General features: G+C 71.6%; 21 protein-coding genes and 3 tRNA genes. 14 read left to right on the forward strand and 10 right to left on the reverse strand.

The window, feature by feature from the left end:
- Positions 1-117 precede the first annotated feature (117 nt).
- From ACXR8F_RS19825 to ACXR8F_RS19840, 4 genes are all read right to left on the reverse strand, one after another.
- A tRNA-Lys gene (locus ACXR8F_RS19825) sits at positions 118-190 on the reverse strand.
- A gap of 290 nt (positions 191-480) precedes the next feature.
- Complete coding sequence (locus ACXR8F_RS19830; RefSeq protein ID WP_458803132.1) at positions 481-1,110, reverse strand: LutC/YkgG family protein; 630 nt, start codon at positions 1,108-1,110, stop codon at positions 481-483.
- A complete protein-coding gene (locus ACXR8F_RS19835) occupies positions 1,107-2,612 on the reverse strand; it encodes a lactate utilization protein B (RefSeq protein WP_458803134.1) in 1,506 nt (501 codons plus the stop codon). The genes ACXR8F_RS19830 and ACXR8F_RS19835 overlap by 4 nt, the downstream gene beginning before the upstream one ends.
- Positions 2,609-3,352: a (Fe-S)-binding protein gene (locus tag ACXR8F_RS19840; RefSeq protein WP_458803136.1), complete on the reverse strand. Its 744-nt coding sequence runs from the start codon at positions 3,350-3,352 to the stop codon at positions 2,609-2,611. Before ACXR8F_RS19840 ends, ACXR8F_RS19835 begins: the two co-directional genes overlap by 4 nt.
- Before the next feature lie 175 nt (positions 3,353-3,527).
- Between ACXR8F_RS19840 and ACXR8F_RS19845 the strand changes: the two genes are divergently transcribed.
- Together ACXR8F_RS19845 and ACXR8F_RS19850 are read left to right on the forward strand one after the other, a co-directional pair.
- Positions 3,528-5,000 carry a right-handed parallel beta-helix repeat-containing protein gene (locus ACXR8F_RS19845; RefSeq protein ID WP_458803138.1) on the forward strand — a complete coding sequence of 491 codons (1,473 nt, stop codon included), beginning with the start codon at positions 3,528-3,530 and terminating at the stop codon, positions 4,998-5,000.
- Positions 4,997-5,455: a hypothetical protein gene (locus ACXR8F_RS19850; protein ID WP_458803140.1), complete on the forward strand. Its 459-nt coding sequence runs from the start codon at positions 4,997-4,999 to the stop codon at positions 5,453-5,455. Before ACXR8F_RS19845 ends, ACXR8F_RS19850 begins: the two co-directional genes overlap by 4 nt.
- 75 nt (positions 5,456-5,530) lie before the next feature.
- Here ACXR8F_RS19850 and ACXR8F_RS19855 read toward each other — a convergent pair.
- Both ACXR8F_RS19855 and orn read right to left on the reverse strand, forming a co-directional pair.
- A tRNA-His gene (locus ACXR8F_RS19855) sits at positions 5,531-5,606 on the reverse strand.
- A 110-nt stretch (positions 5,607-5,716) separates the two neighbouring features.
- The gene (gene orn / locus ACXR8F_RS19860; protein ID WP_458803142.1) at positions 5,717-6,340 is read right to left on the reverse strand and encodes an oligoribonuclease; all 624 of its coding nucleotides are present in this window, start codon (positions 6,338-6,340) and stop codon (positions 5,717-5,719) included.
- Positions 6,341-6,420: 80 nt separating this feature from the next.
- On the opposite strand from orn, the gene ACXR8F_RS19865 reads away from it, so the two are divergent.
- The 6 genes from ACXR8F_RS19865 (at position 6,421) to ettA (ending at position 13,877) form a co-directional block, all read left to right on the forward strand.
- Positions 6,421-7,611 carry a PrsW family intramembrane metalloprotease gene (locus ACXR8F_RS19865; protein ID WP_458803144.1) on the forward strand — a complete coding sequence of 397 codons (1,191 nt, stop codon included), beginning with the start codon at positions 6,421-6,423 and terminating at the stop codon, positions 7,609-7,611.
- A 67-nt stretch (positions 7,612-7,678) separates the two neighbouring features.
- A tRNA-Arg gene (locus ACXR8F_RS19870) sits at positions 7,679-7,751 on the forward strand.
- A 94-nt stretch (positions 7,752-7,845) separates the two neighbouring features.
- Positions 7,846-9,555 (forward strand): dynamin family protein, encoded by a 1,710-nt coding sequence (locus tag ACXR8F_RS19875; protein WP_458803146.1) that lies wholly within the window; start codon positions 7,846-7,848, stop codon positions 9,553-9,555.
- On the forward strand, positions 9,552-11,261 hold the full coding sequence (locus tag ACXR8F_RS19880; protein WP_458803149.1) for a GTPase: 1,710 nt from the start codon (positions 9,552-9,554) through the stop codon (positions 11,259-11,261). The genes ACXR8F_RS19875 and ACXR8F_RS19880 overlap by 4 nt, the downstream gene beginning before the upstream one ends.
- A 204-nt stretch (positions 11,262-11,465) precedes the next feature.
- Positions 11,466-12,065 (forward strand): single-stranded DNA-binding protein, encoded by a 600-nt coding sequence (locus ACXR8F_RS19885; RefSeq protein ID WP_045190189.1) that lies wholly within the window; start codon positions 11,466-11,468, stop codon positions 12,063-12,065.
- Positions 12,066-12,194: 129 nt separating this feature from the next.
- The gene (ettA, locus tag ACXR8F_RS19890) at positions 12,195-13,877 is read left to right on the forward strand and encodes an energy-dependent translational throttle protein EttA (RefSeq protein WP_458803151.1); all 1,683 of its coding nucleotides are present in this window, start codon (positions 12,195-12,197) and stop codon (positions 13,875-13,877) included.
- 130 nt (positions 13,878-14,007) lie between these two features.
- On the opposite strand, the gene ACXR8F_RS19895 is transcribed toward ettA, so the two are convergent.
- Together ACXR8F_RS19895 and yczR are read right to left on the reverse strand one after the other, a co-directional pair.
- Positions 14,008-15,063, reverse strand: coding sequence for a magnesium transporter CorA family protein (locus ACXR8F_RS19895; protein ID WP_458803153.1), 1,056 nt, complete (start codon positions 15,061-15,063; stop codon positions 14,008-14,010).
- 20 nt (positions 15,064-15,083) lie between these two features.
- Entirely contained in the window at positions 15,084-16,529 is a 1,446-nt protein-coding gene (gene yczR / locus ACXR8F_RS19900) for a MocR-like transcription factor YczR (RefSeq protein WP_458803155.1), read from the reverse strand.
- A 61-nt stretch (positions 16,530-16,590) separates the two neighbouring features.
- On the opposite strand from yczR, the gene yczE reads away from it, so the two are divergent.
- A complete protein-coding gene (gene yczE, locus ACXR8F_RS19905; protein WP_458803156.1) occupies positions 16,591-17,295 on the forward strand; it encodes a membrane protein YczE in 705 nt (234 codons plus the stop codon).
- 16 nt (positions 17,296-17,311) lie between these two features.
- Here the strand turns inward: yczE and ACXR8F_RS19910 are convergent, their stop codons facing one another.
- Together ACXR8F_RS19910 and ACXR8F_RS19915 are read right to left on the reverse strand one after the other, a co-directional pair.
- Positions 17,312-17,842 carry a 2'-5' RNA ligase family protein gene (locus ACXR8F_RS19910; protein WP_458803157.1) on the reverse strand — a complete coding sequence of 177 codons (531 nt, stop codon included), beginning with the start codon at positions 17,840-17,842 and terminating at the stop codon, positions 17,312-17,314.
- A 23-nt stretch (positions 17,843-17,865) separates the two neighbouring features.
- The gene (locus tag ACXR8F_RS19915; RefSeq protein WP_458803159.1) at positions 17,866-18,534 is read right to left on the reverse strand and encodes a TetR/AcrR family transcriptional regulator; all 669 of its coding nucleotides are present in this window, start codon (positions 18,532-18,534) and stop codon (positions 17,866-17,868) included.
- Between the two features lie 98 nt (positions 18,535-18,632).
- Between ACXR8F_RS19915 and ACXR8F_RS19920 the strand changes: the two genes are divergently transcribed.
- The 5 genes from ACXR8F_RS19920 to ACXR8F_RS19940 all read left to right on the forward strand — a co-directional run bounded on the left by ACXR8F_RS19920 (position 18,633) and on the right by ACXR8F_RS19940 (position 23,540).
- Positions 18,633-19,778 carry an acyl-CoA dehydrogenase family protein gene (locus ACXR8F_RS19920; protein WP_458803160.1) on the forward strand — a complete coding sequence of 382 codons (1,146 nt, stop codon included), beginning with the start codon at positions 18,633-18,635 and terminating at the stop codon, positions 19,776-19,778.
- The gene (locus tag ACXR8F_RS19925) at positions 19,778-20,536 is read left to right on the forward strand and encodes an SDR family oxidoreductase (RefSeq protein ID WP_045190182.1); all 759 of its coding nucleotides are present in this window, start codon (positions 19,778-19,780) and stop codon (positions 20,534-20,536) included. Before ACXR8F_RS19920 ends, ACXR8F_RS19925 begins: the two co-directional genes overlap by 1 nt.
- Positions 20,537-20,671: 135 nt before the next feature.
- Entirely contained in the window at positions 20,672-21,310 is a 639-nt protein-coding gene (locus ACXR8F_RS19930) for an SDR family NAD(P)-dependent oxidoreductase (protein ID WP_458803163.1), read from the forward strand.
- Between the two features lie 125 nt (positions 21,311-21,435).
- Positions 21,436-22,494, forward strand: coding sequence for an iron-siderophore ABC transporter substrate-binding protein (locus tag ACXR8F_RS19935; RefSeq protein WP_458803165.1), 1,059 nt, complete (start codon positions 21,436-21,438; stop codon positions 22,492-22,494).
- On the forward strand, positions 22,491-23,540 hold the full coding sequence (locus tag ACXR8F_RS19940; RefSeq protein ID WP_458803167.1) for a FecCD family ABC transporter permease: 1,050 nt from the start codon (positions 22,491-22,493) through the stop codon (positions 23,538-23,540). Before ACXR8F_RS19935 ends, ACXR8F_RS19940 begins: the two co-directional genes overlap by 4 nt.
- Positions 23,541-23,566: the final 26 nt, after the last annotated feature.

A 23,566-nucleotide genomic window follows, 5' to 3' on the forward strand; every position in this document is an offset into this window, starting at 1 on the left:
CGGCTCGCCGGACGTGACGACGACCACTCGTCATCGGAAACGGGCAGCCCGGACGAGACCGTTCTCGGGGACACGAGTAAGGCCCGGTCCGCGGGGACCGGGCCTTACTCGTGAAAGTGCGCCGTCAGGGACTCGAACCCCGAACCCAGTGATTAAGAGTCACTTGCTCTGCCAATTGAGCTAACGGCGCAACGAGGGGAAACGTTAGCAGCCGCCCCCGGCCGGTACAAAATCGAGGGTCCGTCGGCCCCTCGAGAGCGCGGCGGCGGCGCGGGCAGCCCCTGCCGACGGGCGGATTCGTCCTCCCGGGGACGCGGGCCGAGGCCGCGCGCGCGTCACGGCGTCGCGCTCGCCGTGGAGATGAGCGACAGCGCCAAGCTGACGACGATCACTCCGATGACGATGCCGACGGTGATCCGCTGGGCCTTCTTGTTTCCCATGAGCATGTCACCCATTGTCGGGCACGGGCGGTCGTGCGTCTCAGCCGGCCAGCACGACGACGAGCGTGCGTGGGCCGTGGACGCCCTCGACACGGCTGAGCTCGATGTCGCTGGTGGCCGACGGCCCGCTGATCAGGGTGGTCGGCCGCGTCGGGTCGAGCCGGCCCAGGCCTTCGGGCACGGTCTGCACGACGTCCTGCACGCGTACGACGCAGACGTGCGTGTCGGGCACGAGGCTGAGCGCGCGCCGCCCGCAGAGCGGACCTCCGTCGAGCGCGATCGTGCCGGTCTCGGAGACCGCGGCGACACTGCCGGTGACGACGGCCGGCACCGCGTCGAGGTCACGGGCGGAGGCGGTGCCGTCGTCGCTGCGCGCCACGTGGACCCCGCGCACCCAGGCGTCGGGGACGCCGGGCGCGTGCAGCACCTCGTGGATGCCGCGCCCGGCGAGGGCGGCGGCGACGGCGGCGCCGATCGCGACGTCGTCGCCGCCGGCGCGGACCACGGTCGCCCGGTAGTCCTCGAGCCGGTCGACGAGCTGCGCGACGACCGCGTCGGAGCCGGGTGCGTGCTCGCCTACGACGCGGTAGCTGCGGGGCACGGGCAGCCCCTCGGACGCGTCGCCGCGCGCCCGGCGGATGCGCGCGAGCATCTCGTCGCGGGCGCTCACGGCCGGTCACCTCGCGTCCGCGCCCACCAGTCGCGGAACGTCTCGGCGGGCGGGCTCGGCACGTCGCGCGACGCGGTCCAGCCGTTGAGCGGCGGCGGGAGCGGCAGCACCGGCTTGCCCTGTCGTATGCCGTGCCGACCCCTCGTCGCCGCGCGTCCGACCCGCGCGAAGCGCTTCGGGTCGGCCATGACCCAAGCGGCTGCCTTCATCGCCGCGGCCTCGGATGTGGGGAGCCGGTGCTTGGCAGCGTGCGCCTCGGTGTGCTCGGCGCGCAGCTCGACGAGCAGGTCGGGGATGTTGATCTTGACCGGGCACACGTCGTAGCAGGCGCCGCAGAGGCTCGACGCGTACGGCAGCGAGTCGTTGGGATCGGACCCGCCGGTGATGCCGGTGAGGAACGGGGTGAGCACGGCCCCGATCGGACCGGGGTAGACCGATCCGTACGCGTGCCCTCCGGTTCGCTCGTAGACCGGGCAGACGTTGAGGCAGGCCGAGCAGCGGATGCAGTGCAGCGCGGTGCGGCCGAGGTCGTCCGCCAGGGCGCGCGTGCGACCGTTGTCGAGCAGCACGAGGTGGAACTCCTGCGGCCCGTCGCCGGGCGTGACGCCGGCCCAGCTCGAGGTGTAGGGGTTCATCCGCTCACCGGTCGAGCTGCGGGGCAGCAGCTGGAGGAACACCTCGAGGTCTCGCCAGGTCGGCACGACCTTCTCGATGCCCATGACGGTGATGAGCGTCTCGGGGAGCGTGAGGCACATGCGCCCGTTGCCCTCGGACTCGACGACGGTCAGCGTGCCGGTCTCGGCCACACCGAAGTTGGCGCCCGAGACGGCCACCTTCGCCCGGAGGAAGACCTCACGCAGGTGGGTCCGGGCGGCCGCGGCGAGCACGGCCGGCTCGTCGGTGAGGCCGGGGTCGACGCCGGGCATCTCGAGGGCGAAGATCTCGCGGATCTCCGATCGACCCCGGTGGATGGCGGGCACGAGGATGTGCGACGGCTTGTCGTGGCCGAGCTGGACGATGAGCTCGGCGAGGTCGGTCTCGTGGGCGGTGATGCCGGCGCCCTCGAGGGCCTCGTTGAGGCCGATCTCCTGCGTGGCCATCGACTTGACCTTGACGACCTCGTTCTCGCCCGTCGCCCGCACGAGGTCGAGGACGGTGCGGTTGGCCTCGGCCGCGTCGCGGGCCCAGTGCACGGTGCCACCGCGCGCGGTGACGTTGGCCTCGAGCTGCTCGAGCAGCTCGGGCAGCCGGGCCATCGTGTCGGCCTTGATCGCCGAGCCGGCCTCGCGCAGCGCCTCCCAGTCGGGCACCTCGCCGACGACGGCAGCGCGCTTCGCGCGGATCGTCGAGGTCGCGTGGGCGAGGTTGCGGCGCAGCTGCGTGTTCGCCAGCGCGTCGCGCGCGGCGGCCGGGAAGGGCCGGTCGCCGGTGAGCTGGCCCACCGCAGTGTCGGCGGCGGGACCGGGGACCCGGCCCTGCGGCATACCCAGGAAGGTGCTCATGCGGTGCTCGCGAGGATCTCGGCGAGGTGCACCGGGCGCACTCCGGTGCGCAGCCGGGACAGGCCGCCGCCGATGTGCATGAGGCACGACGCGTCGCCGGCCGTGACGACCTCTGCGTCGGTCGCGAGCACCGCCGACATCTTGTCGGCGAGCATCGCGGTCGAGGTGTCGGCGTTCTTCACCGAGAAGGTGCCACCGAAGCCGCAGCAGGAGTCCGCGGCAGGCAGCTCGACGAGGTCGATGCGCCGGACGGCCCGCAACAGCTGGAGCGGCCGGTCGCCGACCCCGAGCAGACGCAGCGAGTGACAGGTCGGGTGGTAGGTGACGCGGTGCGGGTAGGCGGCGCCGACGTCGGTGACCCCGAGCACGTCGACGAGCAGCTCGGACAGTTCGAAGGTGCGCGCGGCGACAGCCTCGGCGCGGACCGCGAGCGCCTCGTCACCGCTGCGCCTCGCGACGGCGGCGTGCTGGTGGCGCACCGAGCCGACGCACGAGCCCGACGGCGCCACGACGGCCTCGCAGCCCCGTGCCATTGCCTGCTCGAAGACGTCGACGTGGTGGCGCACCAGGCCCACGGCGTCGTGCTGGTAGCCGGTGTTGGTGTGCATCTGGCCGCAGCAGGTCTGCGCCTCGGGGAAGACGACGTCGTGGCCGAGTCGCTCGAGCACGGCCACCGTCGCCCGCGCCACGTCGGGGAAGAGCACGTCGCCGAGGCAGGTGACGAACAAGGCGATCCTCATGCGCACTCCTCTCGTCACAGCAATCTACCCGGTCGAGCCTCCGTGCTCGGGACGTGACTGGGGGAGTACACCATTCGACGTAGTCACCCCTCGTGCGCGGGAGCGAGGACGCGTCGCCCGCTCCTGCCCACACTGGAAGGTCCAAGAGCAGGACGAGAAAGACGGGGGCCCGCCGATGGCACGTCCAGTGGCACGCCGGCACGAACGGTCACGGCGACGGATCGGCCTCGCCACGAGCGTCGCCGCCGCACTGGGGCTGGCGACAGTCCCGCTCGGGGCCGCGGAGGGCGCGGTCAGCACCCTCTACGTGGCCAAGACCGGGTGCTCCGACACGGGGACGGGCACCTCGAGCGTGCCGTACTGCACGATCGCGAAGGCCGCCAAGGTGGCCGTCGCCGGCCAGACCGTGCTCGTCTCCAGCGGCACGTACACCGACGAGGTGTTTCCTTGGCACTCGGGCGTCTCCGGCTCGCCCATCGTGTTCCGGCCCGCACCCGGAGCCACGGTGACCATCTCGGGGGCCAAGCACGGTTTCACCATCTCCAACCAGAGCTGGATCACGGTGTCGGGCTTCACCATCCAGCGCTCCACGAGCAACGGCATCTACGTCTTCAACGCGACCGGCCTGACCCTTTCGGGCAACACCGTGCGCACCTCGGGCCAGCGCGTGTCGGGCGCGACGGCATACGGGATGTACCTCAACTCGATGACCCGATCGGTCGTGCAGGGCAACCTCGTGACCGACAACTCGGCGTCCGGCATCTTCGTGACCAACGGCTCGACCGGCAACCAGCTCGTCGGCAACGAGAGCTCGTGGAACGCGTACGGCTACGTGCGCAACGCCGTCGGCATCGACCTGCGCGCACCGGGCAACCTCGTGAGCGGCAACCGGACCCACGACAACGAGGACTCCGGCATCCAGTCGTACCCGGGCGGCGACCGCAACACCATCGTCGGCAACGTCAGCCACCACAACATGGGGTTCACCACCGCGGCCCTGTCGAACTGCAGCCCACCTCCCACCGGCAACACGTCGGGGTGCATCACGGGCGACCACGGCATCGACGACTTCGGGGTGACGGGAAGCTCCGTCGTGGGCAACACCGTCTACAACAACGTCAGCGCCGGCATCAACCTCGAAGGGATCGCCTCGGGGACGTCGACCGGCTTCACCATTGCGAACAACATCGCCGTCGACAACGCGATCGGCTGCCCCGACGGCGCCGGCGGCACGGTCAAGTGCCCGCGGACGAGAGGCAACATCCGCGTCGACTCCACGTCGCAGCTCGGCACCACGGTCGACTCCGACCTCGTCAACCTCAGCACGACCGGCACGATGATGGTCTGGGGGTCGACGTCCTACACGTCGATGGCCGCCTTCCGGACCGCGAGCGGACAGGAGTCGCGCGGACTGCAGGGCGACCCGCGGCTGGGCAACCCGACCGCAGGCGACTTCTCCCTGCGGGGCGGTTCGCCCGCGATCGACTCGGCGAACTCCGGCGCCCCCGGCGAGCCCACCACCGACGCGGCCCGTCGGGCGCGCGTCGACGACCCGGCCACGGCGAACACCGGCACCGGCCCCCGCGCGTACGACGATCGCGGCGCCTACGAGTACCAGCCTTCGACCCTGAGCCAGGTGACGCCATGAACCGGTCATCAGCCCGTCTCCGCCCGCTGCTGGGCGCCGCCCTCGCGCTCGGCGTGGCCGCGGGAGTCGCGGTCGCGGCGAACGGCGCCACCGGAGAGGCAGCGCGCGACGCGGCATCCGTCGTGTCGCAGACGTCCCCGGTGTCCTCCCTGCCGTCGACCGCCGAGTGCACCGCCATGGGCACCCTCGCGGCGGACGCGGCCGGCGCCGCCGCGTCCTCCGGCACGCCGGCGTCCGTGCGCGCCCTCCGGGGCAGAGCCGCCGCCGCGGCGCGCGCCACGAGCTCGGACGACGTGCGTGAGGCGACCCAGAACCTCGCCGACGACCTCGCGGCCCTGCGCGTGGCCCTGGCGACCGTGGCGGGCGACCCGGCGCAAGCCGCCCACCGGCGCGCCGACATCGAGGGCGTGATCCGTGGCGACGTGGCGGCGATGCGTCGCCTCTGCGGCCGCTGACGCGTCGACCCGGACCGGGCGAGACCCGCGTCGACGCGCGAAGGGCCCCGCACCACGTGCGGGGCCCTTCGCTTCTGGGGTGAGTGACGGGACTTGAACCCGCGGCCACCTGGACCACAACCAGGTGCTCTACCAGCTGAGCTACACCCACCATGCACAACACGAGCCGGGCCCGAGGGCTCGGCGCCGTGTCACGGCGACGACAATGCTACAGGCTCTCCGAGGGTGCTCGTGACCACCCCGCGTCGTGCGGCGGACGGCTCAGTGCTCGATGACGTGCGGCGACGCGAGGGCCTTCGCCGTGGCCGAGTCCGGACCGGGCTGCGGCACGAAGACGGCCTCGCGGTAGTAGCGCAGCTCGGCGATCGACTCCCGGATGTCGGCCAGCGCCCGGTGGCCACCCGACTTCTTCGGTGCGTTGAAGTAGACCCGGGGATACCAGCGGCGCGAGAGCTCCTTGATCGAGCTCACGTCGATGATGCGGTAGTGCAGGTAGGACTCGAGCACCGGCATGTCGCGCGAGAGGAAGCCGCGGTCGGTGGCGACCGTGTTGCCGCCGAGCGGAGCCTTGCGCGGCTCGGGCACGAAGGTGCGGATGTAGTCGAGGACGATGTGCTCGGCCTCCTGGAGGGTCACACCCGAGTCGAGCTCGGTGATGAGGCCCGAGGTGGTGTGCATGTCGCGCACGAAGTCGTCCATCTGCTCGAGGGCCTCGGCCGGGGGCCTGATGACCACGTCGATGCCGTCACCGAGCTGGTTGAGCTCGAAGTCGGTGACAAGAGCGGCGACCTCCACAAGGGCGTCGGACTTCAGCGATAGGCCCGTCATTTCGCAGTCGATCCAGATGATCCGGTCGGCGATGGCTCGGTGGTTGGTGTCGCTCACCGCTCCACCATAGTTGTTCGGGCCTCACGGTCCCGGCGCACGGACGGCCGACGGGCACCGCCCTGCACTAGCCTGCCTGCATGACCTCAGGGGACGTGACGACCCAGCAGCCGGGAGGCGGCGCGGGCAACCATCCGCAGCAGTGGAGCCCGGTGCGCAATCCGACCCGCAGACCGATGCTCCGGACCGCGCTCACGATCGGGATCTCGGCCTCCGTCTTCCTCGTGTGCCTGCTGATCCTCCTCGGGATCCTTGGCGAGCGGCTCAGCTCGCAGACCATCGTCACGTCGGCGCTGATGGCGATCATCCCGCTGTTCATCATCGTGCCCACGTTCCTGTGGCTCGACCGCTATGAGGCGGAACCCGTTCGATACCAGTTGTTCTCGTTCCTGTGGGGCGCACTGGTGGCTGTCGTCGGAGCGTTCTTCCTCAACACGTTCGGCCTCAAGCTGCTCGTCGAGGCCAGCTGGACCGACCCGCTGCAGACCGGCGCCGTCTACCTCGCACCCGTCACGGAGGAGACGCTCAAGGGCCTGGGCATCCTGCTCATCTACCTGCTGCGTCGCCGCGAGTTCGACGGGATCGTCGACGGCATCGTCTACGCCGGTCTCATCGGTGCGGGCTTCGCCTTCAGTGAGAACATCCTCTACCTCGGCCAGGCCTACAACGAGTACGGCAACGAGGGCCTCACGTCGACCTTCCTCGTGCGCGGCCTGATGGGCCCGTTCGGCCACCCGCTCTTCACGTCCCTCACCGGCATCGGCATCGGTATCGCAGTGTCCGCCCGCCGGCCCCTCGTGCGCGTGCTGGCGGTCCTCGTCGGCTGGGTGTGCGCGATGATCCTCCACGGCCTCTGGAACCTCTCCGCGCTCGCCGGCATGGACGGGTTCTTCGAGGCGTACGTGACCTACCAGGTCCCTCTCTTCCTCGCCTTCGTGGCCTTCCTCTTCTGGCTGCGCCGTCGTGAGGGGCGGCTCATCGGCCGCTACCTCTCGCCGTATGCCGACGCGGGCTGGCTGACGCACGCCGAGGTGACGATGCTGTCGCACCTGCGGCTGCGCCGGTCCGCGCGGGCGTGGGCGCGTCGCAACGGGGGCCGGGCGGCGAAGAGGTCGATGGACGCGTTCCAGGACAGTGCGAGCGACCTGGCGCTGCTGCGCTCGAGGCTCGTCCACGGCACCGCCGAGGACGGCGCGTCGGAACGCGAGATGGTGCTGCTCGAGGCGATCACGGCGCACCGTCGCGCCTTCGTCGGCTCGCCGGTCACCTGAGCGAGGCGGGCGGCCCGGCGCGTCGCTGCCGGTGCCTATCATTGGACGGCGCCCGCTTCGGGCGCCCGCCCCTGTAGCTCAGCGGATAGAGCAAGAGCCTTCTAATCTCTTGGTCGCAGGTTCGAGTCCTGCCGGGGGCGCTCTCGCCATGTACGGCGCCACGACTGGGTACGTGTTCACGGCACGCCCGCCGATGGGTTTGGTTGTGCCGACGCAACACGGAAGGATTCAGGCGTGGCAGGTGATACAGGGGTGGGCAATGCCCGTCTCCTCTCGGCGGTGCAGGCGCTGCGATCCGCCGTCTCCGAAGCCACCCTCCCGCTCGACCTCCCCGGCGCCCCGGCCGCCCGGCTGACCCGCACGCGGCTGCTCGACCAGCTCGACGACTACGTCATCCCGAGGCTGACGTCGCTCGACGCCCCGTTGCTCGCCGTCGTCGGCGGGTCGACGGGCGCCGGCAAGTCGACCCTCGTCAACTCCGTCGTGGGCCGTGAGGTGACCCTGCCGGGGGTGCTTCGGCCGACCACCCGCTCGCCGGTGCTCATCCACCACCCGTCCGACGCGGCGTGGTTCTCCGGCCCCCGCATCCTGCCCGGCCTCGCCCGGATCACCGGCCGCCACTCGGCGTCCGACGGGCCGGGCGCCGTGCGCCTCGTGCCCACCGACGAGGTGGCGGCAGGTCTGGCGCTGCTCGACGCCCCCGACATCGACAGCGTCGTCGAGGCCAACCGCGACCTGGCTGCCCAGCTCCTCGCCGCCGCGGACCTCTGGATCTTCGTGACCACCGCCGCCCGCTACGCCGACGCCGTGCCGTGGGAGCTGCTGCGCGAGGCGTCCGAGCGCGGCACCGCGGTCGCGGTCGTGCTCGACCGCGTGCCCCCCAACGCGGTCGACGACATCCGCACCCATCTGGCGGGGATGCTGCGCGAGCAGGGCCTGGACCAGGCGCCGATCTTCACCGTCGTCGAGTCCGAGCTCGTCGACGGCCTGCTCCCCGACGACCAGACCCAACGGCTGCGCGGCTGGCTCGCGGCGCTCGCGGGCGACGCCCAGGCGCGCGCCGACGTCGTCCGCCAGACGCTCCAGGGCGCCCTCGTCTCGCTCGACGCGCGCACCACGTCGCTCGTCACCGCCTCGAAGGAGCAGACGGCGGCAGGCCACACGCTCGTGAGAGCGGCCGAGGCGGCATACGCGGAGGCGAGTGCCCAGGTGCACGAGGGGATGGTCGACGGGACCCTGTTGCGTGGAGAGGTGCTCGCGCGCTGGCAGGAGTTCGTCGGCACCGGCGAGTTCTTCCGGCAGGTCGAGTCGACGGTGTCGCGCGTGCGTGACCGGTTCACGTCGTTCCTGCGCGGTGAGCCGGCCCGGGCCGACCACCTCGGGGAGGCGCTCCAGTCGGGGGTCGAGTCCCTCGTCGTCAACCGCGCCGAGCTCGCTGCCAGCTCCATCGCCCGGGTCTGGCGCACCCTGCCCGGCGGCGACCAGCTGATCGTCGCCCACCCCGGGCTCGCCCGCTCCAGCAGCGACCTCGAGACCCGCATCCAGCGCCTCGTGCGCGACTGGCAGGGCGACATCCTGCAGATGGTGCGCGACGAGGGCAAGGACCGTCGCACGACCGCGCGCATCATGGCCTACGGCGTCAACGGGCTCGGCGTCGTGCTCATGCTCGTCACGTTCGCGAGCACCGCAGGGATCACCGGCGCCGAGGTCGGCATCGCCGGCGGCACCGCGGTCGTCGGCCAGAAGCTGCTCGAGGCCGTCTTCGGTGACCAGGCCGTCCGCGAGCTGGCGCGCAAGGCCAGGGAGCTGCTGACCACCCGCGTCGACGAGCTGTATGCCGTCGAGCTCGCCCGCTACGAAGGAGCTGTCTCGACGTTGCAGGTCGCCACCGACCAGACCGACCGACTGACTGCCGCAGCCGCTGCCGTCGAGGACGCGCGATGAGCCCGATCAGGATGGGGCGCGCGTCGGTGAAGGCCGTCTCGGCGGCCGAGCTCGGCACCCGCACCACCGAGCTGTCCATGGCGCTGGTGTCCGGCGCCGACGAGCTCGACCCCACCCACGTGCAGGGCGCGCGCCGCGTCGTCGACAAGGCCGTGGAACGCCTGGGCATCGCCGGCGAGCACACCGTCGTCGCGCTCGCGGGCGCCACGGGCAGCGGCAAGTCCTCGCTCTTCAACGCGCTCGTGGGCGCCGACGTCGCCACCATCGGCGCGCGCCGTCCGACGACCTCGCTCCCGACGGCGGCCATCTGGGGTGACGCCGACGCGTCCGAGCTGCTCGACTGGCTCGGCGTGAAGGAGCGGCACGTCGTCGACACCTCCACTCCCCGTGGTGACGGTGCGGCGGCCCCCGGTCCCGTCAGGGTCGAGGTGGCAGGCTCGCTCGACGGCCTCGTGCTGCTCGACCTGCCCGACTTCGACTCGCGCGAGCTCTCACACCGGCGCGAGGCGGAGCGCATCCTCGAGCTCGTCGACGTCTTCGTGTGGGTGACCGACCCGCAGAAGTACGCCGACGCCCGCCTGCACGACGAGTTCGTCAGCCTCATGTCGCAGCACGACGCGGTGACGCTCGCCGTGCTCAACCAGGCCGACCGGCTCCCGGGCGAGGGGGTGAGGACTGTGGGCAAGGACCTCGCGCGGCTCCTGGTCGCCGACGGCGTCACCGGCGCACAGGTGCTCGCCACGTCCACGGTCACCGGCAACGGCGTCGCCGAGCTGAAGCAGCGTCTCGCCAATGCCGTTGCAGGACATGCGGCCTCGCGTCAACGGCTCAAGGCCGACGTGGTCGGCGCCGCCGCGCGTCTCCGGTCGGGAGTGGCGGACGGCGAGGCCGATGTCGGCGCGATCCCGCGCGACGAGCTCGACGCGTCGCTGGCACGTGCCGCCGGTGTGCCGATCGTGCTGGACGCCGTCGCCCGCGACTACCGGCGAGAGGCGTTCGCGCACACCGGCTGGCTCTTCGCCCGCTGGACCAAGGGCTTCGCGGCCGACCCGCTGCGCCGGCTGCGTCTCGACCGCACCGGCGGTCGGCCGCCGATCCCCGTCGCCATCGACGGCGCCGACGTGCGGGCCGTGCTCGGCCGGTCGTCGATCCCGGCCCCGAGCGTGTCGACGGTGTCCGCCGTCGACGTGGCCACCCGAGCCTTCGTGCGCGACGCGTCGGAGTCGCTCCCGGTGCGCTGGGCCCAGACCGTCGAGGACGCCGTCGACCGGGGCGAGGGCACCCTCACCGACGCGCTCGACCGCGCCGTCATCGGCACCTCACTGCGCGCCCGCCGACCGGTGTGGTGGTTCACCGTCAACATCATCCAGTGGGTGCTCGGCCTCGTCGCCCTGGCCGGACTCGTCTGGTACGCCGTGCTGTGGGGCTTCGCGCTGCTCCAGCTGCCGCGGCCCGAGACGCCTGCCGTCGGCATCGTGCCGCTGCCCCTCGTGATGCTCGTCGGGGGCGTGCTGCTGGGGTTGGGGCTCGGGGTGCTGTCGCGCTTCTGGGCGCGCATCGGGGCACGGCACCGGCGCGCGGTGGTCGGCAAGCGGCTCTCCGAGTCGGTGGCTGCGGTGGCAGACGAGCACATCCTGGTCCCGGTCGACGAGGTGCTCGCGCGCCACCGTGCGACCCGCGAGCACCTGGACGCCGCAGCCGGCTGACCCCCTCCTCCCCGGTCGAGGCCGTCGCGTGGGACGGCGCGAGACACCTCGGCGCGAGGCCTGCAGATGGGTCGTCCACATCCCCTCGGCGCCCGGCCCTGCTGTCCACAGCGGCGACGCGCAGGCTGTCGCAGCCGACGACCTGACCCGAGGGTGGGCTGCAGGCGGCACCCAGCCGTCACGCACGAGCCAAGGAGCCCACCAGTGAACGAGATCCGCATCACCCTGCACGGCAACGTCGTCAGCGAGCCCGTCGAGCGCGTCGCGCGCAACGGTTCCCCGTACACGACGTTCCGTGTCGCGACGACGCCCTACCGCCGCACCGCGGACGGCAAGTTCGTCGACGGCGAGACGAGCTTCTACGACGTGATCGCCTTCAACGCGCTCGCGGCCAACACGACAGCGGGGCTGCGCAAGGGCCAGCCCGTCCTCGTCGAGGGCAAGCTCGCGATCAGGACCTACATCGGGAACGACGGCAACGCGCACACCTCTCCCCAGATCGACGCAGACCACATCGGGCACGACTTCACCTGGGGGCGCGCGAGCTTCGAGCGCGTCAGCCGCGCGGCCGCGCTCGGCCACGACCGCACCGCCGACCCCGACGTCCAGCAGGCCGTGCGGGCGCTGGGCGGCGGTCAGGCCGTCGGCGACCGGCCCGACTACGTCGACGCCGACGGCGTGGTCGACGACGACTACCAGCCCGACGTCGACGCCATCGGCACCGAGGCCGGGCGGGATGCCGGGGTCCTCGCGACGGGCGACCCCGAGACGGACGACTACGAGGTCGTCGGCGCCTCGGCCTGAGTCGTCGGTGCCCGTGACGAAGGCGCACGGCTGCGGCGGCCGGACCACTCCCGTCGCCGCAGCCCGCAGCCGTCCTGGCAGGGCGGCACCGATTTCGGTGGGGCGTGCGCAGACAGATAGCGTGTGCGCATGGCCGAGTACATCTACACCATGACCCGTGCGCGCAAGGCGCACAACGAGAAGGTCATCCTCGACGACGTCTCGATGTCGTTCTACCCCGGCGCGAAGATCGGCATGGTCGGTCCGAACGGTGCGGGCAAGTCGACGATCCTCAAGATCATGGCCGGACTCGACCAGCCGAGCAACGGCGAGGCCCGCCTCGCCGCCGGCGCCAGCGTCGGCATCCTGCTCCAGGAGCCGCCGCTCAACGAGGAGAAGACCGTCCTCGGCAACGTGGAGGAGGGCGCCGGCGAGATCAAGGCGAAGCTCGACCGCTACAACGAGATCTCCGCCGAGATGGCCGACCCCGACGCCAACTACGACGCGCTGCTCGCTGAGATGGGCAAGCTGCAGGAGGACATCGACCACGCCGACGCGTGGGACCTCGACAGCCAGCTCGAGCAGGCGATGGACGCCCTGCGCTGCCCGCCGGCCGACTCGCCGGTCACCAACCTCTCCGGTGGTGAGCGCCGACGCGTTGCGCTGTGCAAGCTGCTCCTCCAGAAGCCTGACCTGCTGCTGCTCGACGAGCCCACCAACCACCTCGACGCCGAGTCGGTGCTCTGGCTCGAGCAGCACCTCGAGGGCTACCCGGGCGCCGTCATCGCCGTCACCCACGACCGCTACTTCCTCGACAACGTCGCACAGTGGATCGCCGAGGTCGACCGCGGGCGTCTCTACCCCTACGAGGGCAACTACTCGACCTACCTCGAGAAGAAGTCCGAGCGCCTCCAGATCCAGGGCAAGAAGGACGCGAAGCTCGCCAAGCGTCTCAAGACCGAGCTCGAGTGGGTCCGCAGCAACGCCAAGGGCCGTCAGGTCAAGAGCAAGGCGCGCCTGGCCCGCTACGAGGAGATGGCCGCCGAGGCCGAGCGCACCCGCAAGCTCGACTTCGAGGAGCTCCAGATCCCCCCGGGCCCGCGTCTGGGCTCCACGGTCATCGAGGTCACGAACCTCAAGAAGGGCTTCGGCGACCGCGTCCTCATCGACAACCTCTCGTTCTCGCTGCCACGCAACGGCATCGTCGGCGTCATCGGCCCCAACGGCGTCGGCAAGTCGACGCTCTTCAAGACGATCGTCGGTTTCGAGCAGCCCGACTCGGGCGAGGTCAAGATCGGCGAGACCGTCAAGATCTCCTATGTCGACCAGGGCCGTGAGGGCCTCGACCCTAAGAAGAACCTCTGGGAGATCGTCTCCGACGGGCTTGACTACATGAAGGTCGGCAACGTCGAGATCCCGTCGCGGGCCTACGTGTCGCAGTTCGGCTTCAAGGGTCCCGACCAGCAGAAGCTCTCGGGCGTGCTGTCGGGTGGTGAGCGCAACCGTCTGAACCTCGCGCTGACCCTCAAGCAGGGAGGCAACCTGCTGCTGCTCGACGAGCCCACCAACGACCTCGACGTCGAGACCCTCGGCTCGCTCGAGAACGCCCTGCTCGACTTCCCCGGCTGCGCCGTCGTCATCACCCACGACCGGTGGTTCCTCGACCGCATCGCGACGCACATCCTCGCCTACGAGGGCACCGAGGACGACCCGGCGAAGTGGTACTGGTTCGAGGGCAACTTCGAGTCCTACGAGGCCAACAAGGTCGAGCGGCTCGGCCCCGAGGCGGCGCGCCCGCACCGCGTCACCTACCGCAAGCTGACGCGCGACTGACACCAGGTTGAGACCCTGCGGCCTCGCCGTCGCAGGCCACGGGCCGGGCACCTCGGTGCCCGGCCCGTCGTCGTGCCGCGACTCGTGCTGGCTGCTCGTGACCGTCGACCCGGGGCCGGCTCTCGCGGGGTCAGATCCAGTTCCGGCGCCGGAAGACGACGTAGAGCGTGGCAGCGATCCCGAGGATGACGGCCGCGCTGACGAGCACTCCCACCGGCTGGCCGAAACCGGGGTAGGGCACGTTCTGGCCGTACCACCCGGTGACGGCCGTGGGCACCGCGATGATGGCGGCCCACCCGGTGAGCTTCTTCATGACGGTGTTGAGGCGGGCGTCCTGCAGTGACAGGTTGGTCTCGAAGACGGTGGTCACCATGTCGCGCAGCGACTCGGTCCACTCGGCCGCGCGCAGCACGTGGTCGTAGAGGTCGTCGTAGAACCCGTCGAGCTCGGGGTGGCGTTGCTCGAGGTCGCTGCGGTGGCGCAGCACGGCGTTGACGACGTCGCGCATGGGCAGCACGGCGCGGCGCAGCTCGACGAGCTCCTTGCGCAGCCGGTAGGTGCGCAGCTGTACGGCGTGCACGTTGCCGCTCTCGTCGAAGAGGAGATCCTCCAGCCCCTCGATCGCGTCGTCGAGCTGCTGGATCGCCTCGAAGTGCCCGTCCACGACGGTGTCGAGCAGCCCGTGCACGAGCGCGCCGACGCCGAGCCGCAGCAGCTCGGGGTCGTCGTTCCAGCGCTCCACCACCGGCTGCAGGTCGAACGAGTCGTCGCTGCGCACCGTGATGACACCACGTGGCAGCACGAAGGCAGAGATGCGGGTCGTCCGGAGGCGCGACTCGCGAGCCGTCGGGTCGAGGCGCACGGCGCTGGGCGTCAGGGGTTCTGACGGCGCGGTGGCCGTGTCGAGCTTCGCCGCATAGACGGTGAGGAACGTGTGGCGCGCGTGCCGTGTGGCCTTGGGGCGCTCGCCGGCCGTCACCGCGTCCTCGACCGCGTGCGGGTCCAGGCCCAGCTCCTCGGCGAGGGCGAGCAGCCCCACGTGGTCGGGCTCGCACAGGTCTACCCAGACGAGCGACGCCTCGTCGCCCAGGTGCTCGGAGACGTCGTCGAGCGGGAAGCCCTCCTCGACGACCTTGCCGTGCTCCCACCGGCAGCTGGTCACGCGTCCCGCTCCGCTGCTGCTCACGTCTTCAGTCTCGCAGCCGATCACGCGATCAGTGGCGTGACCTCGCGTGATGTCGGGCGCTCGCCGAGGGCGAGCTGCCAGGCGACGGCCAGCCGGCGGCCCACCTCGTCGGCCTCGTCGGGGGCCACGCAGAAGGGCACCCGCACCCAGCGCGTGAGGCCGCCCTCGACGCCGAACTGGCCGCCACGGGCGAGCCGCACCCCGGCGGACTCCGCAACGCGGGCGAGCTCGTCGCCGCGTGGGGCCGGCAGCTCGCACCAGAGGTTGAGACCGCCGCTGGGCACGTCGAACCGCCACTGCGGCACGTGCCGGTGCAGGGCGGCCACGAGCGCGTCGCGTCGTGCCCGCGCCTCGCGGCGGCGTTCCACGAGCAGCGTGTCACCTTGGCGCAGCAGGTCGGCCACGACGAGCTGTTCGAGGATCGCGGTGCCCAGGTCGAGGCTGTGCCGGGCCTCGATGACCGCCTCCACGGCGCCCTCGGGAGCCCGCACCCAGCCGACCCGCAGCCCACCCCACCACGTCTTGCCCGCGCTGCCGAGCGTGTGCGTCCCGCGCGAGGTGAGGGCGAAGGGCGGCGGGAGCGCCGACCCGGTGGGGTCGTCGAGGCCGAGCTCGACGAAGGTTTCGTCGACGACGGGGACCGTGCTCGACCGGGCCAGCACCGGCGCCAGGGCCTCCCGGGTGTCGCCGTCCATGACGAGACCGGTCGGGTTCTGGTGGTCGGGTATGAGGTATGCCGCTCGCGCACCGCTCTGACGCAGCCCCACCTCGATGGCCTCGACGTCCCACCCCGTCGGCGTGAGCTGGGCCGGGACCGCGCGGTAGGACGAACGACGCACTCCCACGATGGCATTGGGGTAGGTGGGGCTCTCGACGAGCACGCGGTCGCCGGGCTCGAGGCACGCGCGCAGGACGGCGGACAGTCCGCCGTGGGCGCCGGACGTGATGACGACCTGGTCGGGCGACGTGGGCAGCCCGCGGCCCTCGAACCAGGCAGCCACCGCGGCGCGTGTCTCAGGGAGCCCTCTCGGGTCGTAGCCGGCCGTTGCGAGGTGGCGGGGCAGCTCGGTCAGGGCGCGCTCGTAGGCTGCAGTGACGCCCGCCGCGGCCGGGAGGGCGGCATACGTGAGGTCGATGACGTCCGGTGGCACGTCGGTGGGGATGAGGCCGGCCTGCGACAACGCGAGGCCGGAAGGGCCGGCGGGCAGGCAGACGACGCTGCCGGACCCGCGGCGGGTGGCGATGAACCCCTCGTCGCGCAGCGCGTCCAGGGCGGCACCGACGGTCGTACGGCTGAGCCCGAGCTCGCCCGAGAGCGTGCGCTCGCTCGGCAGCCGGGTGCCGACGAGGACGCGGCCGTCCGCGACGATGCGCCGGATGCCGTCGGCCAGTCCCCGGTACGTCGGCCGGGGGAGCGGGTCGGTCCCGAGAAGCAGGGCCAGAGAGCGAGCCGAGATGGTGCGCATCGGGCCACTCTTGCACGATTGGCCCTTAAAAGTCAGGCCAGTGGCCCTGAGGATGGACGACATGAGACGCCACGTGCCCCTCGCGAACCTCTCCCCGCGGCAGCAGCTGCGCGCCGGCCGCTTGCCGCGCCGCGTCGTCCAGCTGTTCGTGGGCCTGACCCTCTACGGCGTCTCGATGGCCATGATGATCCGCTCGACGCTCGGCCTCGACCCGTGGGACGTGTTCCACGCCGGCATCACGACGCACGTGCCGATGTCGTTCGGCACGGTGACGATCATCGTCGGGGCACTCGTGCTGCTGCTCTGGGTGCCGCTGCGGCAGTGGCCGGGTCTCGGCACCGTCGCCAACGTCGTCGTCATCGGCCTCGCCGCCGACGCGGGGCTGGCGCTCATCGAGGCACCTGAGTCGCTCTGGGCCCGCATCGTGCTGCTCGCGTCCGGCATCGTGCTCAACGGTGTCGCCGGCGGCCTCTACATCGGCAGCCAGCTCGGCCCGGGCCCACGCGACGGTCTCATGACCGGCTTCGCCCGCCGCACCGGCCTCTCGATCCGACTCGTGCGCACGACGATCGAGGTCGTCGTGCTCTCGGTGGGCTGGCTGCTCGGCGGCCCCGTCGGGCTCGGCACCGTGCTGTATGCCGTCTCCATCGGTCCACTCGTCCAGTTCTTCCTCCCGCGGCTCACCGTCGAGCTCGCGCCCGCGGCGCCCCAGCCGGCCGCGGCTGCGGTCACCCCGCCGTCCACCATCGGCGCGACGCCCTGCTGAGCGCGGCGCGCGTTCGTCAGCCCCCGAGAGGCCAGGTCTGCAGCACCCGGCAGGCGCCGGGCTCGTACCACGCGAGCTGCAGCTGCTCGGCGCGGCAGCGGGCCGGCAGCCACGGACCGACCGCCCGCGCCGTCGAGGCCTCGGTGACGTCCCCCGAGAGGGCGTCGAGCGTCAGGTGCGGCACCACGTCGCCGAACTCGCCGGCATACGGCGGGCACTCCGGGAAGGCCGCCCACAGCCGTCGGGTCAGTGACGCGAACGACGTCGCAGGGTCGGGCAGGAGGTGCACGATGCCGTTGGGGAAGGTGTCGATGCGCTGGAGGGTGAACTCGAATGACCTTGTCTCCCAAGCAATCTCGGCCACTGCCGCCAGAGTCGCGGGGGTCAGCGACTCGGCAGGCAGGAACGGCGCGAGCGCGGTGACGTGCGCGTGCCCGAAGTCGGGGTCGTCGGAGACGTACGCCTGGTCGTAGTGCTCGTGGCGCGTGCGCACGTAGGGCTCGAGCTGCGGCACCGGCACCTGCAGCACGCTGTGCCCGCGCGGCACCACCCGCCCCGCGTCCTCGCTGGTCAGCGCTCGGCGCCGACGAGCCGCAGGGCGAGGGCAGCGTTCGTCGACCCGATCTCGGCCGGCGTGCGCCGGATGGTGGGGGAGTACCACCGGGCGACGTCGACGACGATCGAGAGCAGTGCGAGCGACGTGTGGGCGCTGTCGTCGACCGTGAAGGCGCCGTCGGTGACGCCGCGCTCGAGGACGTCGCGCACGAGGGAGTCCATCTCCTTGCGCAGGGCCAGCACCTCGGCGTGGTGCTCGGGGGTGAGGTGGTGGTGCTCGTACTGCACCACTCGCGCGACCTGGTACTGCTCGACGTGCCACTCGGAGAACCGTGCCATGACGTTGGCGAGCTGGTCGGCGGGCGTCGGGCCCTCGGCGATGGCCGAGCGCAGCAGCCGCAGCGCCGACTCGTGTCCGCTGCGACTGAGGTTGAAGAGCAGCTCCTCCTTCGACCCGAAGTGGACGTAGACGCCGGCGGGGGAGAGCCCGGCGCCTGACGCGATGTCGCGGGTCGTCGTGGCGTGGAAGCCCTTGTCGGCGAAGGCGTGGGCGGCAGCCTGCAGCAGGCGGTCGACGGTGGTCGCGTCGGGGTCGGACGTCGGCGCGCCCGACGCGCCCGATGCGCCCGACGCGGCGGGCGCCGCTGAGGAGGTCGCGGAGGACGTCGTGGATGGCTGCGGCACGTTGACAGCATGCCGCAGCGGAGTCAGACTAAGCAAGCGCTTAGTTACCGATCGGTACCGGCGCGTCGCACCCGTGAGCACGCCCGATGGAGGACGCCATGCCCCGCAACATCTACGACGAGGACCACGAGGCGATGCGCGCCTCCGCGCGAGAGTTCGTCGCCCGCACGCTCGCCCCCCGTGCCGAGGAGATGGTCGAGCTCAAGTCGATCCCGCGCGACATCTGGACCGAGGCCGGCAAGCAGGGCTTCTTCGGCTTCGACATCCCCGAGGAGTTCGGTGGCGCCGGCGTCGACGACTACCGGTTCAACGCGATCGTCGCCGAGGAGATGTCGCGCTTCAACGCCGCGACGAGCTCGTGCTTCGGCATCCACTCCGACGTCTGCCCGCCCTACATCGTCGACCTCGGCACCGAGGAGCAGAAGCAGCGCTGGCTGCCCGGCATGGCGAGCGGCGACCTCATCTGTGCCATTGCGATGACCGAGCCCTCGGGCGGGTCCGACCTCGCAGCCCTCAAGACCACCGCGGTCCGCGACGGGGACGCGTGGCTGCTGAACGGGTCCAAGACCTTCATCACCAACGGCTACCAGGCCGACCTCGTCATCGTCGCCGCCCGCACCGACGCGTCCAAGGGCGCCAAGGGCATCACGCTCTTCATGGTCGAGCGCGGCATGGAGGGCTTCAACAACGGCCGCAAGCTCGACAAGGTCGGCATGGACGAGTCCGACACCGCCGAGCTCTTCTTCGAGAACGTGCGCGTGCCCGACGAGAACCGCCTCGGCGAGGAGGGGATGGGCTTCATCGCGATGATGCAGCGCCTCCCGCAGGAGCGCATCGGCGCCGCCGTCTCCAACGTCGCCCACGCGAAGAAGATCCTCGAGGAGACGATCCAGTACGCGAAGGACCGCAAGGCCTTCGGCCAGCCGATCGGTGCCTTCCAGCACAACAAGTTCCTCATGGCCGAGCTCGTGACGAAGATCGAGGTCGCCGAGGCGTACGTCGACGACTGCGTCGCGGCCCACGCCGACGGCAAGCTGTCGGCCGTCGACGCGGCCAAGGCCAAGTGGTGGAGCTCGCAGGTGCAGAACGAGGTGCTCGACCACTGCGTGCAGCTGCACGGTGGCTACGGGTTCATGAACGAGTACCGCGTCGCCCGCGCCTGGCGTGACGCCCGCGTCACGAAGATCTGGGCCGGCTCGAACGAGATCATGAAGGAGCTCATCGGCCGGGACCTCGGCTTCTGATGGGGGTCCACTCCGGAGCGGTCGCGATCGTCACGGGTGCGAGCCGCGGCATCGGCCTGGGCATCGCCGAGCGGCTCGTCGCCGACGGCGCCAAGGTCGTCATCACGGCACGCAAGCCCGAGGCGCTCGCCGAGGCGGTCGAGCAGCTCGGCGGCCCCGAGCACGCGCTCGGGATCGCCGGCAACGCCGCCGACGAGGCGCACCAGGACGAGGTCGTCGCTGCGGCGCGTGAGACGTTCGGCGGTCTGCACCTGCTCGTCAACAACACGGGCATCAACCCCGCCTACGGCCCAATGCTCGACAGCGGCCTCGACGTCGCCCGCAAGGTGCTGGACGTCAACGTCGTGGCCGCGTTCTCGTGGATCAGGAAGGCGGTCGCGGCAGGCCTCGGCGACGCCGAGCACCCGGGCGCTGTCGTCAACCTCGCGTCGGTCGCCGGTCAGGGCGCCAGCGGCGTCATCGGCTGGTACGGCGTGTCCAAGGCCGCGCTCATCCACCTGACGACCGAGCTCGGCTACGAGCTGGGTCCCGACGTGCGCGTCAACGCCGTCGCGCCGGCTGTGGTCAAGACGAAGTTCGCCGAGGCGCTCTACGAGGGGCGCGAGGAGAAGGTCGTCCGCGCGTACCCCATGAAGCGTCTCGGCCTGCCCGAGGACGTCGCGGGCGCGGTCAGCTTCCTGCTCAGCCGCGACGCCTCGTGGATCACCGGCCAGACGCTGACCATCGACGGTGGCGTCACCCTGGGCGGCGCCCTGTAGCGAGTCCCCTTGGCCCACAGCGGCATACGTCGATCACGTATGCCGCCGTGGGTCAAGGGTGGACAGGAACCTTCCCCGGGTCGGCCCGGTGGTGCCAGCGTTGACGTGGCACTCACCGGGACCCAGGAGGAAGTCGTGTCCGACACTGTCGCACTCGTCACGGGAGCCACACGCGGGATCGGGCGCCAGGTCGCCGCCGACCTCGCCGCGCGGGGGTTCACCGTCGTCGTGTCGGGCCGTGACGCGGCCGCGGCTCTGGCGACGGCGGCCGAGCTGTCCGACCGGGGCGAGGTGCGAGCCCTGGGGCTCGGCCTCGACGTCGCCGACTGGACCGAGGTCGCCTCGGCCGCCGATCTCGACGTGGCGCGAGACGTCATGGACACCAACCTCTTCGGCGCGTGGCGCATGGTCCAGGCGCTGCTGCCGATGCTGCGGGAGAGCCCGCACCCACGTGTCGTCAACGTCTCGAGCGGCGGAGGGTCGCACGGGGACGAGCAGTTCGGCCTCACCCGTCGCGGTGGTGCCGCCGCGAGCTACGGCATCAGCAAGGCCGCCCTCAACGCCCTGACGGCCACCCTGGCGGCCGAGCTCGCCGGGACCGGGGTCCTAGTCAACGCCGTCTGCCCGGGCCTCACGGCCACGTGGCCGGGCGCGGAGCAGATGGGCGCGCGGCCGGTCGAGGAGGGGGCGGCCTCGGTCGTCGCGGCTGTCGTCCTGCCCGACGGCGGTCCGTCCGGCGCCTTCCTGCGCGACGGACACCCGATCCCGTGGTGACCGGGTGCCGAGCTGGGGCGAGTTGACACGATTTAGGCAGACCTTACTAAGGTGAGCCTTACCTAAGTCCGCTCGGGTGTCCGAGGTGGACCGGGTTCCCGTCACCTCAGAGAGAGACCGTCGCCGTGCCCCGCCTCAGAACTGCCCTCCTCACCGCTGCCGCGGCGCTGCTCGTGCTCGCGGGCTGCACCACCGGACCCACCGGCGGCGGCGCCGACCCGGCCCCCGCCAGCGGGACGAGCGGGCCGGGAGGGGCCGACGCGACGGCATACCCCGTCACGCTCACCGACGCGTTCGGCAGCGTCACCATCACGAAGGAGCCGAAGCGCGTCGTCACCCTCGGGTGGTCCGACGCCGACCACGTCGCTGCCCTCGGGGTCGCCCCGGTCGGCGCCCCCAAGGTGACGTGGGGCGGCAACGCCAACCTCTCCACCGACTGGTTCGACACGCAGCTCGCCGCCATCGGCGGAGTGCAGCCGACCCGCTTCGACGACGCCGACGGCAACCCGGTCGAGGAGATCGCGAAGCTGCAGCCCGACCTCATCCTCGCGACGAACTCCGGCATCACGAAGGTGGAGTACGACAAGCTGCGCAAGCTCGCACCCGTCGTCGCCTACCCCGAGGTCGCCTACGGCACCCCGTGGCAGGACTCCCTCGAGACGATCGGCAAGGCCCTCGGCCGCACGAAGCAGGCCGCAGAGGTCGAGAAGAGCACCGTCGCCGCGCTCGACGCCGCCAGGGCGAAGTACCCGCAGCTCGCGGGCAAGACGTTCATCTACGGCTACATCGCCCCGACCGACCTCTCGCAGATCGGCTTCTACACCCCGAGCGACCTGCGTCCGCGGATGCTCACCGAGCTCGGCATGAAGAACGCCCCCTTCGTCGAGCAGCGGGCCAGGAACTCCAGGGAGTTCTACCTGACGGTCAGCTCCGAGCAGGCCGCCTCGCTGACCTCAGACGTGTTCCTCACCTACGTCACCGAGGACTCGCAGGTCGCCGCCATGAAGGAGGATGCGCTCGTCGGGCGGGTTCCGGCGATCCGGTCCGGCGCCCTGGTCGCGACCAAGGACGAGAAGGTCGGGCTGACGATGAGCTCGCCCACCCCGCTGTCGATCCCGTACATGACCGAGCTGTTCGTCCCGCTCGTCGCAGCCGCCGCCGACAGGGCCGACGCCGCTTCATGAGCACCACACGGACCGCCGACCGGACGGGTGTCACGCCTCCGGCCGCCACCCGCTCCGGCAGCGGCCCGGTGCTCGTCGCCGTACTCCTCGTGCTGCTCCTCGTCGCCGTGCTCGCGTCGATCACATTGGGCTCCAAGGCGGTTCCCTTCACCGATGTCGCACGAGTGCTGACCGGTGACGGTGACGGCATCGCCGACCGGGGCATCATCGAGGCGCGGGTCGCCCGCACCGTCGTGGGGGTCCTCGTGGGCGCAGCGCTGGCCGTCGCAGGCGCGGCCATGCAGGGACTGACCCGCAACCCGCTCGCCGACACCGGACTGCTCGGGGTCAACGCCGGCGCGAGCCTGGCCGTCGTCGTCGCGATCGCCGTCTTCGGCGTCGGGTCGCTCACCGGCTACGTCTGGTGGGCGATGGCGGGCGCCGGGCTGGCCGCGGTGCTCGTCCACGCGCTGGCCGGTTTGGCCGGGGGAGGGGTGACGCCGCTGCGGCTCACCCTCGCGGGGGCGGCGGTCACCGCCGGCCTCGCGAGCTGGTCGTCGGGACTCCTCGTGTCGAGCAAGCAGTCCTTCGACTCCTTCCGCTTCTGGCAGGTCGGCACGATCGGGGGCCGCGGGCTCGATCTCGTCGTCACCGTGCTGCCCTTCTTCGCCGTCGGTCTCGCCCTCGTCCTCCTCACCGTGCGACGGCTCGATGCACTGGCGCTGGGCGACGACCTCGCGCGCGGCCTCGGTGAGAACCTCGTGCTGGCCCGCGCCGCGGTCGCGCTCGGGGTCGCGGTCCTCTGCGGCGCCTCGACGGCGCTTGCCGGGCCGATCGGCTTCCTCGGCCTCGTCGTTGCGCACGGCGCGCGCTTCGCCGTCGGACCCGACCACCGCCGCATCATCCCCGTGTGTCTCGTCGGCGGGCCGGCGCTGCTGCTGCTCGCCGACACGGTCGGCCGACTCGTCGCCCAGCCCAGCGAGGTGCAGGCCGGCATCATGACCGCCGTCGTCGGCGTGCCCATCTTCGTGCTGCTCGTGCGTCGCGGACGGATGGCGAGCCTGTGACCGCCACGGCCGTTGCCCCGGCGCCC

Source organism: Terrabacter sp. AAH1 (assembly GCF_054456855.1).

What these genes read in the sequence shown, in the direction of transcription:
- ACXR8F_RS19925 (WP_045190182.1), top strand. Translation starts at nt 19,778, where the DNA reads ATGGGGGTCCACTCCGGAGCGGTCGCGATCGTCACGGGTGCGAGCCGC.
- ACXR8F_RS19880 (WP_458803149.1), top strand. Translation starts at nt 9,552, where the DNA reads ATGAGCCCGATCAGGATGGGGCGCGCGTCGGTGAAGGCCGTCTCGGCG.
- ACXR8F_RS19840 (WP_458803136.1), bottom strand. Translation starts at nt 3,352, where the DNA reads ATGAGGATCGCCTTGTTCGTCACCTGCCTCGGCGACGTGCTCTTCCCC.
- ettA (WP_458803151.1), top strand. Translation starts at nt 12,195, where the DNA reads ATGGCCGAGTACATCTACACCATGACCCGTGCGCGCAAGGCGCACAAC.
- ACXR8F_RS19940 (WP_458803167.1), top strand. Translation starts at nt 22,491, where the DNA reads ATGAGCACCACACGGACCGCCGACCGGACGGGTGTCACGCCTCCGGCC.
- ACXR8F_RS19865 (WP_458803144.1), top strand. Translation starts at nt 6,421, where the DNA reads ATGACCTCAGGGGACGTGACGACCCAGCAGCCGGGAGGCGGCGCGGGC.
- yczE (WP_458803156.1), top strand. Translation starts at nt 16,591, where the DNA reads ATGAGACGCCACGTGCCCCTCGCGAACCTCTCCCCGCGGCAGCAGCTG.
- ACXR8F_RS19920 (WP_458803160.1), top strand. Translation starts at nt 18,633, where the DNA reads ATGCCCCGCAACATCTACGACGAGGACCACGAGGCGATGCGCGCCTCC.
- yczR (WP_458803155.1), bottom strand. Translation starts at nt 16,529, where the DNA reads ATGCGCACCATCTCGGCTCGCTCTCTGGCCCTGCTTCTCGGGACCGAC.
- ACXR8F_RS19845 (WP_458803138.1), top strand. Translation starts at nt 3,528, where the DNA reads ATGGCACGTCCAGTGGCACGCCGGCACGAACGGTCACGGCGACGGATC.
- ACXR8F_RS19850 (WP_458803140.1), top strand. Translation starts at nt 4,997, where the DNA reads ATGAACCGGTCATCAGCCCGTCTCCGCCCGCTGCTGGGCGCCGCCCTC.
- ACXR8F_RS19835 (WP_458803134.1), bottom strand. Translation starts at nt 2,612, where the DNA reads ATGAGCACCTTCCTGGGTATGCCGCAGGGCCGGGTCCCCGGTCCCGCC.